This is a genomic window from Cupriavidus sp. UME77 (assembly GCF_014170355.1).
GTDB classification, from domain to species: Bacteria; Pseudomonadota; Gammaproteobacteria; order Burkholderiales; family Burkholderiaceae; genus Cupriavidus; species Cupriavidus basilensis.
Genome location: NZ_LZZU01000005.1, coordinates 90,889 through 103,689, shown reverse-complemented (window position 1 = coordinate 103,689; position 12,801 = coordinate 90,889). Strand labels below are relative to the sequence as shown.

At 67.5% G+C, this 12,801-nt stretch carries 13 protein-coding genes; 9 read left to right on the top strand and 4 right to left on the bottom strand.

Annotated elements, in window-relative coordinates; all coding sequences use genetic code 11:
- The first annotated feature begins 27 nt into the window (after positions 1-27).
- Both A9975_RS01655 and A9975_RS01650 read left to right on the top strand, forming a co-directional pair.
- Entirely contained in the window at positions 28-426 is a 399-nt protein-coding gene (locus A9975_RS01655) for a hypothetical protein (RefSeq protein WP_183031113.1), read from the top strand.
- A 129-nt stretch (positions 427-555) separates the two neighbouring features.
- The gene (locus A9975_RS01650; protein ID WP_183031112.1) at positions 556-2,472 is read left to right on the top strand and encodes an ATP-binding protein; all 1,917 of its coding nucleotides are present in this window, start codon (positions 556-558) and stop codon (positions 2,470-2,472) included.
- Between the two features lie 61 nt (positions 2,473-2,533).
- On the opposite strand, the gene A9975_RS01645 is transcribed toward A9975_RS01650, so the two are convergent.
- The gene (locus tag A9975_RS01645) at positions 2,534-2,719 is read right to left on the bottom strand and encodes a YjfB family protein (protein ID WP_150988355.1); all 186 of its coding nucleotides are present in this window, start codon (positions 2,717-2,719) and stop codon (positions 2,534-2,536) included.
- 322 nt (positions 2,720-3,041) lie between these two features.
- On the opposite strand from A9975_RS01645, the gene A9975_RS01640 reads away from it, so the two are divergent.
- Together A9975_RS01640 and A9975_RS01635 are read left to right on the top strand one after the other, a co-directional pair.
- Positions 3,042-4,082: a S1C family serine protease gene (locus A9975_RS01640; protein WP_183031111.1), complete on the top strand. Its 1,041-nt coding sequence runs from the start codon at positions 3,042-3,044 to the stop codon at positions 4,080-4,082.
- Between the two features lie 55 nt (positions 4,083-4,137).
- Positions 4,138-4,869 carry a hypothetical protein gene (locus A9975_RS01635; RefSeq protein ID WP_183031110.1) on the top strand — a complete coding sequence of 244 codons (732 nt, stop codon included), beginning with the start codon at positions 4,138-4,140 and terminating at the stop codon, positions 4,867-4,869.
- A 21-nt stretch (positions 4,870-4,890) separates the two neighbouring features.
- Here the strand turns inward: A9975_RS01635 and A9975_RS01630 are convergent, their stop codons facing one another.
- On the bottom strand, positions 4,891-5,811 hold the full coding sequence (locus tag A9975_RS01630; RefSeq protein ID WP_183031109.1) for an SMP-30/gluconolactonase/LRE family protein: 921 nt from the start codon (positions 5,809-5,811) through the stop codon (positions 4,891-4,893).
- 48 nt (positions 5,812-5,859) lie between these two features.
- Entirely contained in the window at positions 5,860-6,828 is a 969-nt protein-coding gene (locus A9975_RS01625) for a tripartite tricarboxylate transporter substrate binding protein (protein ID WP_183031108.1), read from the bottom strand.
- Between the two features lie 433 nt (positions 6,829-7,261).
- On the opposite strand from A9975_RS01625, the gene serA reads away from it, so the two are divergent.
- Positions 7,262-8,473, top strand: a complete 1,212-nt coding sequence (gene serA / locus A9975_RS01620) for a phosphoglycerate dehydrogenase (RefSeq protein ID WP_183031107.1) — start codon at positions 7,262-7,264, stop codon at positions 8,471-8,473.
- A 66-nt stretch (positions 8,474-8,539) separates the two neighbouring features.
- On the opposite strand, the gene A9975_RS37890 is transcribed toward serA, so the two are convergent.
- The gene (locus A9975_RS37890) at positions 8,540-9,319 is read right to left on the bottom strand and encodes a hypothetical protein (protein WP_255503006.1); all 780 of its coding nucleotides are present in this window, start codon (positions 9,317-9,319) and stop codon (positions 8,540-8,542) included.
- A gap of 386 nt (positions 9,320-9,705) precedes the next feature.
- Here A9975_RS37890 and A9975_RS01610 point away from each other — a divergent pair, with 386 nt between their 5' ends.
- The 4 genes from A9975_RS01610 to A9975_RS01595 are packed head-to-tail and all read left to right on the top strand — an operon-like array spanning position 9,706 to position 12,743.
- The gene (locus A9975_RS01610; protein WP_183031105.1) at positions 9,706-10,428 is read left to right on the top strand and encodes a cobalt ABC transporter substrate-binding protein; all 723 of its coding nucleotides are present in this window, start codon (positions 9,706-9,708) and stop codon (positions 10,426-10,428) included.
- A 13-nt stretch (positions 10,429-10,441) separates the two neighbouring features.
- Positions 10,442-10,732, top strand: a complete 291-nt coding sequence (locus tag A9975_RS01605) for a DUF3649 domain-containing protein (RefSeq protein WP_183031104.1) — start codon at positions 10,442-10,444, stop codon at positions 10,730-10,732.
- Entirely contained in the window at positions 10,729-12,375 is a 1,647-nt protein-coding gene (locus A9975_RS01600; RefSeq protein WP_183031103.1) for a PepSY domain-containing protein, read from the top strand. Before A9975_RS01605 ends, A9975_RS01600 begins: the two co-directional genes overlap by 4 nt.
- On the top strand, positions 12,372-12,743 hold the full coding sequence (locus A9975_RS01595) for a DUF3325 domain-containing protein (protein ID WP_183031102.1): 372 nt from the start codon (positions 12,372-12,374) through the stop codon (positions 12,741-12,743). Before A9975_RS01600 ends, A9975_RS01595 begins: the two co-directional genes overlap by 4 nt.
- Positions 12,744-12,801 lie beyond the last annotated feature (58 nt).

The following is a 12,801-nucleotide window of genomic DNA, read 5'->3' as shown; positions in this document are numbered from 1 at the left end:
CGCGTCGAAAGACAAAGGAGACCTGCCATGAAAGCCGTCAACCTTGCGCCGCCCATCCAGCGGTGGCGCCTGTATCGCCTGAGCGTGATCGCGCGGCTGGACGATGTGCCCGACGTGCGCGTGGCCATGCGCTGCGCCACCAGCGACTGCGGCCAGTACCCGTCCAACGAGCGGCAGATGCCGCTCGGCCTGCCGCCAATCAAGTGCATGCTGAGCTTCGAGATCCGGATGCCGCAAATGCGGGCCGGGCAGTTGCTGGTCGCGCTGGAACGCGCCCTGGCGTCCGTGCCCATCATCCTGCTGCGCCTGGAGGTCATGGGCAACCATGCCGAGGCGGCACACGCCCCACGCCTGAAGCGGGTCTCTTCGCCCGCGGCCGGCACCAGTTCCCGGCCCGCCGAGACCGCGCCGGCCGCGGTGGGGTGAGACGCGGCCCATCCCGCCTGATGGCACGGCGATGGGCCGCTCCACCGGCGCGATTGACCGAACTCCGGTGCAACGCTACGATGGGCGCGGCATCGTCCCGCACCCTTGCGCCAAGCCCCAGACCAGCTCATGGTGATACCCCTCGCGGCGGCCAGCGCCCCCGGCACGCCGGCTACCGCCCCCTTGCGGCTGCCGCGCACCCTCTTGTCCCAATCCCTGCTCACTTCAAAGCCGCTGCTGGCGTTAGTGCTCTGGCTGCTGCTCGCCTTGCCCGGTTCATCACCGCTTGCCGCCGGGCAGCTACAGATTCTTGGCGAGGCCGCCATGATCACCGCCGACGGCACGCCGGCCACCATCAGCCTGCCTTACTACTGGGACCGGTTCCGTCCCGGCCAGAGCGGCGGTGCGCGATTTCTCCTGCGCTTCCCGGATCTGCCAGGCCGCCAGGGCATGGCCGCGCTGTACATCGAGCGGGCCGCCAATAGCTATGAGGTGCGCCTCAACGGCAGCCGCCTCGCCCACGCTGGCAGCCTGTCGGCCCCGGCGCCCTATGCCGGCCAGCAGCCATTGCTGATCCCGGTGCCAGCTGACCTGCTGCGCCCGGAGAACGAACTGCTTGTCACGATCGCTGCCAGCGCCAGCTCGCGCGGCGGCCTGTCACGCGTGGAGTTTGGCGCGCCGGCCCTGGTGGAGGCGCACTACCAGCGGGCGCTCTGGTTCAAGGTCATCGGCCCGGTGGTCATCGCAGCGGCCAGCATGCTGCTGGCGTGCCTGGCGGCGCTGGTATGGTGGCGGCAACGGGATCCCCTGTTCGGGTTATATGCCATCGCCGAGCTTGGCTGGTCTTTCGGGCTGGCCGAGTACTTCGTTTCCGACGAGGCCGGCGCGCCCGATGTGTGGCTCGCGTTGGTGCTGGCCGGGCGGACGGTCTTCATGTACGCGACCGCCCGGTTCGCCATCCTTGTGACCGGCCTGGAGGCGCGCTGGCTGCGCCGCGGGATGCTGCTCTACCTGAGCGTCAAGCTTCCGCTGATCGCACTGATGGTGGCGGCCCACAGCACCCACGCCATGGTGCTGGCCAATGTGGTCGTCAATGTTGCGATGGCCTTGTCGATCGTGGCCGTGCTGGTCCGCGCCGCCGTGACGCGTCCGGAGCGTGAGCGCACGGCGATTGCCGCCGCCCTTGGCCTCACCCTGCTCATCTCGGTGCTGGATTTGATCCATGTCTGGTGGATCGGGGATGACTACTGGGACTCCTCCGTCACCCGCTACGTGTCGCTGATTTTCAGCCTGACCATGGGCTGGCTGCTGGTCGACCGCTACACGCGCGCCACACGCATGCTGGCTGCCCTGAACCAGAAGCTCGACAGCGCGGTCTCCCGCAAGGAGCAGGAACTGCATGCGCTGTACCAGCACTCCCACGAAATGGAGCGCGAGCAGGCCACCCTGCAGGAACGCGGCAGGATCATGCGCGATATCCATGACGGGCTTGGCAGCCAGCTGGTGGGCATGCTCGCCATGCTGCGCTCCGGCAGCCCTTCCACGCACACATTGCAGCAACAGCTGCAGCATGCGCTGGATGCCCTGAAACTATCCGTCGATGCGCTGCAGGATACCGGCGGCGACCTGGCCACCGTACTCGGCAACCTGCGCTACCGGCTTGGCCCGCGGCTGGAGGCGGCGGGATTGCGGGTGGACTGGCAGGTGGCGCGCCTGCCGGCGCTGCACGACCTGACGCCGCAGCGGGTGCGTGAGCTGCACTACCTGTTGCTGGAGGTGTTTTCCAATGCCATGCAGCATGCCGGCGGCAGCGCTATCCGGGTCTCGGCGCGCCATCATGCCGGCCAGCAAGCCCTGGTCATCGAGATCCATGACAATGGCCGTGGCTTTACGCCCGAGGCTGCCGCGCACGGACGGGGATTGGGAAATATGCGCCGGCGTGCCGAGGCCATCGGGGCGGTGCTGGACCTGCGCTCTTCGGCGCAAGGAACGACCGTGCGGCTGACGTTTGCACTGGCGCCGCAGCCACCCGGCTCCGCCGTTTAGCCCCCCGCGCCCGTTTGATGTCAACCCGGGCGCGGGCAGCTCCGTTACCGGATTGCCGGAATCAGACCTTGACGTCGATGTTCTGGCCAAGGTGAGGGGGATTGCTGGCCGGAACGCTGACTTGCGGCATCGAGCCCAGCAGGGTTGCCACGCTCTGGGCCTGCAGGTCCAGCGACTTGCGCAGCATCATGGTGGGCACCGGATCGCCGCCCGAGTTGCTAGCCGCACTGACGAGGGAAATATCCATTGAAGGGTCTTCCAGGTTGAAATTGAGGTTGAGATTGAAGCTACGTTCGAAGCTACGATTGGCATTGAAGCCAGCGGGAAGGCACACCTCCCAGCATCCATGTTGTCGGCCATCAACCGGGAATCTTTAGCGCGGCGGCCGCAATAGCGGGCCGCCCGCTTGGCATCCGGAACGTTTATCATAGGCAGCCCGGCCGCTTTGGCCGGGAAAGACCAGACAGCCCGCACCGTCAGGATAGCGGCTGAATCCGGCGAAACCAGTCACCAGAATGAACATCATGGGTCGGGCGCAAAACATTGCGGGAAGCGTCGCTATTTCGTGTTTGGCTTTTGGCATCTCGACGGATTGCCTGGCGCTGGATTCGGCCGAACTCTATGAGCGGGAATCGCCCAGCATCTGGGTGGTATCCGTCTTTGACGCGCAGGGCACGCGGTTCGGCCTGGGCAGCTCGGTGGTGATCGGGCCGGAGGAACTGGTCACCAACTGCCACGTGCTCAAGAGCGGCAAGTCCATCAGCATCCGGCGCGAGAAGGTCACGTATGGCGCCAGCCTGGTGCACGCCGATGTCGAGCGCGACCTCTGCATCCTGCGCGCCAAGGGCCTCACCGCCCCGGCGGTAAAGATCGCGCCGCTGGCCGCGCTCAAGGTGGGGCAGAAGGTCTACGCCATCGGCGCGCCGCGCGGCTACGAGCTGACGCTGAGCGATGGCCTGCTCTCCTCGCTGAACAAGGACGAGCGCGACCGCATCGTCCGCCTGCAGACCACCGCCCCGATCTCCCCAGGCTCCAGCGGTGGCGGCCTGTTCAACACGAACGGGCAACTCGTCGGCATTACCTACCTGATGCGGACCGACGCGCAGAACATCAACTTTGCCATTCCCGCGCAATGGATCAGCGAGGTGCCGGCGCGGTCCGCGCTGGCGCTGCAGAAATTCCGTAGCGAGACGGCATCCGCCGCCCCGCCTGCCGTGGCGCTCCCGCCTGGCCAGCCCGGGCAGCCCGGCCAGGGCGCCACCGCCTACGCCCCGGCCCGGCCCGCAGCCGGCCCGCAGGGCAGGCAACTGACGGGGGCCGAGCTGACCAGCCATTTCACGCATCTTGGCAGGATCAATGCCATCGCGCCGTCCGGCGTTACGCTCTGGATGCAGGTCCGGGAAAGCGGCAGCCTGGATGTGACCAATTCCGTCAGCCGCGGCTATTCGTCCGGGCGCTACCGCATCGAGCCGGAAACCGGCCAGGTCTGCCTGGAGATGGCCAACCCGAATTTCAGCGCGATGCAAACGTGCTATCGGCTGACCGAGGCCGACGGACGCTATGTCATGCGATCCGCCACCAGTCCCTATTACTTTTCATACACGAAGTAGCGAGCGGGCGCCGGCCGCAGCCGCTCGCCTGGCCATTTCTCTCTAGGCACAAGACATGGGAAACCGATATCGAAATAGCGCCCCCGTCGCGCTGGCCGTAGCGTCGATGCTGCTGGGCGGCTGCGCGCCAACCACTGTCGGCGTGACCAGCCGCGCCAGCGACTACACCGGCAAGCCCACCCGCATGTATGTGCTGGGCACTACCGGCATGGGGTGGAACAGCGACTTCTCCGCGGCGTTCGCGGCCAAGTTCCGCGAGGTGACCCGGCAGTGCGGTGTGGAATCGGCGTACGACGAGATCTCGGGGCTGGAGCTGGACTCGACCGCGCTGACCGGCAGGATGCGTACGTTCAGCGCCGATACGGTGCTGACCATCGCCAACGGCGGGGGTGTGGTCAATGCGTCCGGCGGCCGCCTGTCGATCGAATATGGCACGACGCTGACGGATGTCAGGCAGAACCGCGCGGTGTGGAAAGGCAAATACACGTTCAGCCGCGGCGGCACCATCATCCCGATCGAGGAACGCGCTGCAGTCCTGGCGATCGACATCACCAACAGCCTGAAGAAGGACCGCTTCCTCACCGGCTGCGCGCAGATCGCGCTGGGCCAGAATGGCCGGCTCGACCCGGCTGCCGTGCCGCATGTCGCCGCCGGCGGCAGCAATGGCCCGGCCGGCGGCACGAATACGATCAGCCGGGCCCGCCCGGCGCCCACCGTCTCCGCGCCCGCGGGCCCCGCTACCGCGGCAACCCTGCGGGACCTGCAAGACCTGCTGCCACCGAAGTGACAGGCGCGGGCCGCAACGGGATCAAACGCCCAGCCCGGCCTCGTCCAGGTCCGCGAACAGGATCGTGCCCGTTTCCGATTCGGTCACAAACACCCTGCGCGGCTGCCCCGGCTCAACGGCGGGCTGAAACGCCAGGTTGGTGGTGGTTGCGCCCGACGGGCTGGCGAGGATCGCCTCGGGCTCGCCACGCTTGCTCAGCACCCACACGCAGCCCAGGCTGGCATGCGCCACAAACAGCCGGTCACGGCTGTCGATGGCCATGCCGTCGGGGCCGCTGGTGCCGTAGAACGTGAAGAACTGCCCCACCTTCGACACACTGCCGTCGGCCTGCAACGGCACGCGCCACACGCAATTGCCGCGCGTGGCCGCCACGAACAGCACCTTCTCGTCGCAGGACAGCGCCAGGCCGTTGGGGCTGGGCACATTGCCCAGCAGCAGGTCCAGCTGCCCGCCGGGCCGCAGGCGGTAGACGCGGCCGGTGGGATCGTGCAGGCCGGTCTGGCCCTGATCGGTGAAATACAAGTCGCCACGACGAGAGATCACGAGATCGTTCACGCCCTTGAACTGCTCCGCGTTGCGCCGTCCCAGCAAGGTGGTCACCTCGCCCGTGTCCACGTTGACGCGCAACAGGCCGTTGCGATAGTCCGCCACCACCAGTTCGCGCGCGTTCAGGAACTTCATGCCGTTGGGTTCGCCCTGGTACTCGGCGACCAGCGACCATTCGCCGGCCGGCGAGATGCGCAGGATGCGCCCGAACGGGATATCCGTCACGTACAGGTTGCCCGCGGGATCAAAGACCGGCCCCTCCAGGAAGCTGTCGATGCAGGCCCCGCCCTTGTTGGCATCGGCCCATTCGGAGCGCACGCCGGTCTTGCGCAAATGCGCGGGCATGGCCGAGAAGACCTGGAGGGATATTTCCCGGGGCACTGTTCTGAAGTACATGTTCGTTCCTTGTTGTCCTGGCGCTGCGCAATGGCGGCGCTTGCCCATTTACTCGGCCTTCACATCGGCGGATTTTGCCACCTGGCTCCACAGCGCGGTGTCGTCCTTGATGCGCCTGGCGAAGTCCGCCGGCGCAATGCCGCCCGGCTGGGCGCCCATGCTGGCCAGGCGCTCCTTCACCTCCGGGCTGTTCACGCTCTTGTGCACTTCCGCCTGCAGCCTGGCGATTAGCGCAGGAGGCGTGCCTTTGGGCGCCGCCAGGCCAAACCAGTTGATGACCTTGTAGTCCTTGAGGCCAGCTTCGGCAAAGGTCGGCACGTCCGGCAGCGCGGGCACGCGCGCCGCGCCCGTGACCGCCAGCGCGCGGGCCTTGCCGCCCTTGATCTGCGGCACCGCGGTCGGCGTGGCAGTGATCAGGATATCCACGTTGTTGCCGATCAGCCCCATCAGCGCATCGCCCGCGCCCTTGTAGGGGATATGCGTGATCGATATCTTGGCGTCCTTCTTGAAGACCTCGGCGGACAAGTGCGTGGAGCTGCCGGCGCCGCCCGAGCCGAAGTTCAGCTTGCCCGGGTTTTGCCTGGCGAAGTCGATCAGTTCCTGCAGCGTCTTGAACTTCGAGCTGGCAGGCACGATCAGGATCACCGGGGTCTGCGCAATGGTGGTCACCGGCACCAGGTCGTTGTTGTAGTCCCAGGGCAGCGCCTTGAACAGCGACGGCAGCATGGTGTACGTGGTGTCGTTGGCCAGCAGCGTGTAGCCGTCGGGCGCGGAACGTGCCACCTGCAGCGTGCCAATGGTGCCGCTGGCGCCGGGCTTGTTCTCCACGAAGAACGATTTGCCGGTGCTTTCGGTCAGCGTCTGCGCCACCTGACGGGCCACGAAATCGGTGGTGCCACCGGCGGTGTATGGCACGACGATGCGCACCGGCTTGTCGGGCCAGGTGCCGCCGTGGGCATAGGTAGTGGCCACACTGAGGGTTGCCAGGGCAAGGCTGGCGCAAAGGCGGTGGTACATGGCTGTCTCCATTGATGCCTGACTGATGTCCGGTGTCGGGTATCGGGTATCGGGTATCGGGTATCGGGTATCGGGTATCGGGTATCGGGTATCGGGTATCGGGTATCCGGTGTCCGGTGTTCGCTATTCGTGGCTCACGCCTGCTCCTGGCCTGCTCTTGGCGGCGGGTCGTTCTTCCGGAGTTGTTTCGCCAAACGTTCTATTAGACGGAATAGCATTCCGATTAATTGTAGGAGCCGTTGATTCGCCGGTCAATCCGGGGGCTTTCCCTAGCGGGCCTCGTCCCGGCCGGGACGGATTTGCCATTGGCGGCAATGTGGGTGTTCGGCTGGGCAGCGCTGCCTGCGTTACCATGGCAGCGTACGTTTCACCTTGCGCATGCCCTCGCGCTGCCGCACCCACCTCGCGCCTTCGCCGCCATCACCCAATCGCCATGACCTCAGCACTGCTGCTTGAAAACATCCATGACACCGCCGTCGAGCGCTTCAAGGAAGCGCATGTCACCGTCGAGCGCCGCACTGGCGCGCTCGCTGGCGACGAACTGCATCGCGCTCCGGCAGCCCACCAGATTCTCGGCATTCGCTCCGCCACGCACCTTGGCGCCGCTGAGATCGAAGCCGCCAAGCACCTCGTGGCCATTGGCTGCTTTTGCATCGGCACCTCGCAGGTAGACCTCGACGCCGCGGCCCGCGCCGGCATGCCGGTGTTCAACGCGCCGTTCTCCAATACGCGCTCCGTGGCGGAGCTGGTTATCGCGGAGGCGATCCTGCTGCTGCGCCGCGTTCCGGAGAAAAACGCATTGGCGCATGCCGGCAAATGGGCCAAGGGCGCAAGCGGGTCGTTCGAGGCGCGCGGCAAGACCATCGCCATCATCGGCTACGGCAATATCGGCTCGCAGGTTGGCGTGCTGGCGGAGGCCATGGGCATGCGCGTGGTGTACTACGATGTGCAGGCCAAGCTGTCGCTGGGCTCGGCGCGCGCGGCGCGCTCGCTGGCGGATGCGGTGTCGCAGGCCGACATCGTGACGCTGCACGTGCCGGCCACCGCGCAGACCAAGAAGATGATCGATGCCGACGTGCTCCGGCAGTTCCGGCGCGGCGCAATCCTGATCAATGCGTCGCGCGGCACCGTGGTGGATATCGACGCGCTGCGCGCGGCGTGCGATGACAACCATATCGCCGGCCTGGCGATCGACGTCTTCCCGGAAGAGCCCAAGACCAACGCTGACCGCTTCACCAGCCCGCTGCAAGGCGTGCCCAACGCGATCCTGACGCCGCATATCGGCGGCAGCACGGAAGAGGCGCAGGAAAATATCGGCACGGAAGTCGCCACCAAGCTGATTGCCTTCCTCAGGACGGGCGACACGATTGGCGCGGTGAATTTCCCCGAGGTGAGCCCCGGCCCGCTAACGTCGCCGGCGCGGCTGCTCAACGTGCACGGCAACGCACCGGGCGCGCTCGCCGCGCTCAACACGCTGCTGGCGCGCGACGGGGTCAACATCGTGGCCCAGCACCTGCAGACGCATGGCCAGATGGGCTACGTGGTGACCGACCTCGACAAGGTGCCCTCGCCAACGCTGGCCGCCGCGCTGGATGCGGAAACGACGTTTATCCGCTGCCGCACCATCATTAACCCGCTGGCCTGAACGGCAGCGCGGCGCCATCGCTGCCTCGCCGGCAGCGACCAGGACAGCGGCCATCGGCCGCTGTCTTCAATTCACCCGGAAATGCTCCACCGACTGGCCCGCGTTGACTGCGCGCAGCAGCCATGCGGGCATGGGGCCCACGCCATCCCAGACCTGTCCCTCGGCATTGCGGTAGCGGCGCGCGGGCGCGCTCGCCTGCGGCAGTGCTGGCGCAGGTGCGGCCGCTGCCGGCGCGGCGGCGGCCTCGGCTGCCTGTGCTGGTGCCGCTGCTTGTACCACTGCTTGTACCGCTGCTGGTGCCGCCGGTTTCACGGCTCCCGCTTTCTGCGCGGGCACGGACATGGTCACCCGTGCAGGCGCGGGAGCGGCGGCCGGGGTTGCCGCCGGCTCGGCAACCATTACGGCGGCCGGCTTTTCCGCGGGCACGGCGTCGGCAACCGCCACCGCATCTGCGGCAGGCGTGGCTTGCGGCAATGCGGCCGGCGTTGCGACCGGCACAGCGGGCGGCGCTGATTGCCTGACAGGGGCAGGAACGCGTTTGCGCGCTACGGCCTTGCGCAATGGCGCAGGTGCCACGACAGGCGGCGCGGTGATTGGCCCGGCAGGCAGCAGCGCGGGCGGTGCCGTGATCGGTCCTGCGGGCAACAGCGCCTGGGCAACATCTACATCCATTTCATTTTCCTTTTCGATGGGCTCCTCGATCGGCGCCCTGGCGGGCGCCGCCTCCCAGTCAAAACAACCTGCCGCCTCCAGTTCATCCATGGAGATGCCGAGCCGCTCCATCTGGACGCGAATCCAGACAATGGCGGCGACTTTCTTGACGTCGGCGGGATCAGAAGAAGGCATGGCAAAAGACACAATAAATGCAGGTAGAAGGGGCGGGGGAACGGTCGCGGATGCGGCGCTGGCCGCACACTGGAGATCCTGAGGATCGCACATGATAGCCGAGCGCGGGACCAGCCCCCACCGAGCCTTGAATCGGGACGCAAAAGCCGGGCCAAAGGCCCCTCTCCCGCACCCCCTCAATGACCGCAAATCCGCCTCCGGGGGGCATCGGCCAGCCTGCGTCCATGCCCTGCGCCCAACGCTGCACCATCATGCAAAACCCACACAAGTTAAATGAGAACGATTATCATATGCGACTTCACGGTCACGATTTCCCGACCGTCCCGGCCAACGGCCTGTGCGCAACACGGCACTGCCAGCCCCCGTCTTGAAAGGATGCATAGCCCATGAATCGCCTCATCACCTCCGCCCTGCTTTGCAGCGCCGCACTGAGCGGCACCGCTCAGGCTCACCAGGTCTGGCTGGAGCAAACGCCGGCGGCCGCCCAACTGTATTTTGGCGAATTCAACGAGAACCTGCGCGAAGTTTCGCCGGGACTGCTGGACCGGTTCGTGCAGCCCACCGCCGTGCTGGTAACGGCCAGGGGTGAGCAAGCCCTCAAGGCCGACAAGACCACCAACGGCTTCGTGCTCTCGGGGCGCGCAGGCGCGGGCGAGACCATCGTCGCGCAAGACACGGGCTATCCGCTGCTGGAGCGCAAGGACGGCGACAAGGTGATTCGCACCGCCTGGACGCCGGCGGCTCGCTTGCTGGGCGCTGGCTCCACAAGCGCAGTAGCGCCCAAGCTCGCCCTCGACATTGTGCCGACCGGCCGCACCGGCGAGTACCAGGTGGTCTATGCCGGCCGCCCACTGCCCAAGGCCAAAGTGGGCGTGGCCGTGCAGTCCGGCTGGGGCCGCGAGCTACGCACCGACGAACAAGGCATCGTGCGCCTGGCGCAGCCGTGGCAAGGCACCTACGTGATGGAGGTGCACCACGTCGACAAGACCGCCGGCGAGCGCAATGGCAAGCCGTACGACATGGCCAGCTACGTCACCACCCTGTCGCTGACGCAGGGCGATGGCCTGGCCGCGATACCTGCGGTGCCGGCAGCCACGCCCAACAAGTAACGGAGCGCTTGTCATGCGATTGAGCCAGACCGGCCGCTATCGCCTTGGCGTTGCCTCGCGCGTGGTGGCCGCCATCGGGGGCGGCTATGTACTCGCGGCCGTGGCCACCGGGCTGCTGGCCGTGGTGATGCCCATGCCGCCGGCCGAGGCGGTGATGACCGCCACGCTGCTGTCGTTCTCGCTTTACGCGTGCGCGGTGCTGTGGGTGTTCGCCGCCGGCAGCGCGTGGCGCGCCTGGGCCGGCGTGGCGGTGCCTGCCGTGGTGCTCGGCGTCTTGCTGGCTGCCTTGCGGAGCGCGCCATGAGGGCCGGGCTGCGTCAATCGATGGCCTGGCTGCATAGCTGGTCCGGGCTGCTGGTGTGCTGGGTGCTGCTGCTGGTGTTCTGCGCCGGCACCGCCAGCTACTTCAAGGACGAGATCACGCTGTGGATGCAGCCCGAGCTGCACCGCTCGGCCGCCACGCAAGTGTCCAGCGCCGAGGCGGCCAGCCGTGCGGTAGCGTACCTGCAGCGCAACGCCGCGGACTCGCCCCGCTGGTTCATCGACCTGCCGGATGCGCGCAACCCCGCGGTAAACGTGCTATGGACGCGCCCGCCCGGCGCGCCGGCTTCAGGCATCGGCGGCGGCCGCGGCCGCTTCGAGAGCCGCACGCTGGATCCCGCCACCGGCGCCTTCCTGCAGACCGTGCGCAACACGCGCGGCGGCGAGTTCCTCTACCGCCTGCACTTCGACCTGTACTTCATGCAGGCGATCTGGGCGCGGTGGATCATCGGCTTGTGCGCCATGTTCATGCTGGTGGCCATTCTCAGCGGCGTCATCACGCACCGGCGCATCTTCCAGGACTTCTTCACCTTCCGGCCGCGCAAGGGCCAGCGCTCCTGGCTCGATGCGCACAATGCCACCGCCGTGCTGGCCCTGCCCTTCCACCTGATGATCACCTACACCGGGCTGGTCACGCTGATGTTCATGTACATGCCGTGGGGCATCCAGACCGCATACCAGGGCAACCAGCAGGCCTTCAACAACGAGGCCTTCGGCCGCGCGCCGCAAGGCAAGCCAAGTGGGCAGGCGGCGCCGCTGACGCCGGTCGCCCCGCTGGTGGAACAAGCCGTGCGCCATTGGCATGGCGCGCAGCCCAGCCGCGTCGCCATCATGCTGGCGGGCGATGCCAACGCCACCATCACGGTGTCGCGCGGCACCGAAGGGTCGTTGTCCGCCAATGCGCCATCGATGCGCTTTAACGGCGTCACCGGCGCGCTGGTCGCGGTCACGGGCGACGCGCCCGGCGCGGCCAACCAGACGCGCGGCGTGATGGTGGGCCTGCACGAGGCGCATTTCGCCGGGCCCTTGCTGCGCGCGCTGTTCTTCGTGAGCGGGCTGGCAGGTTGCGCCATGGTGGCCACCGGCGCGCTGCTGTGGGGCGTGAAGACACGCCAGGGCCAGGCCAAGGCACTGGCGGCCGGCGCACGCCCGAGCTTTGGGCTGCGGCTGGTGGACGCGCTCAACCTCGGCGCCATTGCCGGCCTGCCGATCGCGTTTGCTACGTACTTCTGGGCCAACCGCTTGCTGCCCGTGGGCATGCCGCACCGCCCCGACGCGGAGATCCATGCCTTCTTCATCGCCTGGGGCGCGGCAGCCGTGCTAGCGCAGGTGCGGCCGACGCGCACCATGTGGCGCGTGCAACTGTGGGCCGGCGCGCTGATGCTCGCTGCCATTCCGGTGCTCAACGCCTTCACCACGCAAACCCACCTGGGCGTGACGCTGCTGCAAGGCCAGGGACCTGCCGCCGTGGCGGGGTTCGACCTGACCGTGCTGGCGCTGGGCATTGCGCTGGGCGCGGCAGCGCATATCCTGGGGCGGCGCGCCAAGGCGCGCGTGCCCGCGCGGCGCCCGGTGCCAGCCAAGGACATCGGCATGCCATCCAGCGATGCGAAGGGAGCCGCATGAGCGCAAGCCTGGGTTTCTTCACCGCGCTGGCCTTCACCTATAGCGGCTTCACCGCGCTCAGCCAGACGCTGGACCGCCACTATGCCGATCGCCACGGCCGCGGCGCCACGCCTTCGCCCGCCGAGCGCCTGCGCCTGCAGGGACTAGGCTGGGCCGCGCTGGCCCTTGCCCTGGCGGCTTGCGTGCAGCAGCAAGGCTGGCCGATGGGCAGCGTCTCATGGATCGGCACGCTGACGCTCGGCGCGCTCGTGCTGGTGCTGCTGCTCAGCTACGCGCCAGCCATCGCGGTACGCGCTGCCCGCTGGGTGGGGTTGCTGGGCGGATGCGGGCTGCTGATGATGCGCGCGATGCCCGCGATGCCCGCCTAGCCATTCCTGGTGCCTGCAAACAGGATCAGGCGCGCGGCAAACGCATCTCGCCCGTCCC

What these genes read in the sequence shown, in the direction of transcription:
- A9975_RS01625 (WP_183031108.1), bottom strand. Translation starts at nt 6,828, where the DNA reads ATGTACCACCGCCTTTGCGCCAGCCTTGCCCTGGCAACCCTCAGTGTG.
- A9975_RS01600 (WP_183031103.1), top strand. Translation starts at nt 10,729, where the DNA reads ATGAGGGCCGGGCTGCGTCAATCGATGGCCTGGCTGCATAGCTGGTCC.
- A9975_RS01630 (WP_183031109.1), bottom strand. Translation starts at nt 5,811, where the DNA reads ATGTACTTCAGAACAGTGCCCCGGGAAATATCCCTCCAGGTCTTCTCG.
- A9975_RS01605 (WP_183031104.1), top strand. Translation starts at nt 10,442, where the DNA reads ATGCGATTGAGCCAGACCGGCCGCTATCGCCTTGGCGTTGCCTCGCGC.
- serA (WP_183031107.1), top strand. Translation starts at nt 7,262, where the DNA reads ATGACCTCAGCACTGCTGCTTGAAAACATCCATGACACCGCCGTCGAG.
- A9975_RS01655 (WP_183031113.1), top strand. Translation starts at nt 28, where the DNA reads ATGAAAGCCGTCAACCTTGCGCCGCCCATCCAGCGGTGGCGCCTGTAT.
- A9975_RS01595 (WP_183031102.1), top strand. Translation starts at nt 12,372, where the DNA reads ATGAGCGCAAGCCTGGGTTTCTTCACCGCGCTGGCCTTCACCTATAGC.
- A9975_RS37890 (WP_255503006.1), bottom strand. Translation starts at nt 9,319, where the DNA reads ATGCCTTCTTCTGATCCCGCCGACGTCAAGAAAGTCGCCGCCATTGTC.
- A9975_RS01635 (WP_183031110.1), top strand. Translation starts at nt 4,138, where the DNA reads ATGGGAAACCGATATCGAAATAGCGCCCCCGTCGCGCTGGCCGTAGCG.
- A9975_RS01650 (WP_183031112.1), top strand. Translation starts at nt 556, where the DNA reads ATGGTGATACCCCTCGCGGCGGCCAGCGCCCCCGGCACGCCGGCTACC.
- A9975_RS01645 (WP_150988355.1), bottom strand. Translation starts at nt 2,719, where the DNA reads ATGGATATTTCCCTCGTCAGTGCGGCTAGCAACTCGGGCGGCGATCCG.
- A9975_RS01610 (WP_183031105.1), top strand. Translation starts at nt 9,706, where the DNA reads ATGAATCGCCTCATCACCTCCGCCCTGCTTTGCAGCGCCGCACTGAGC.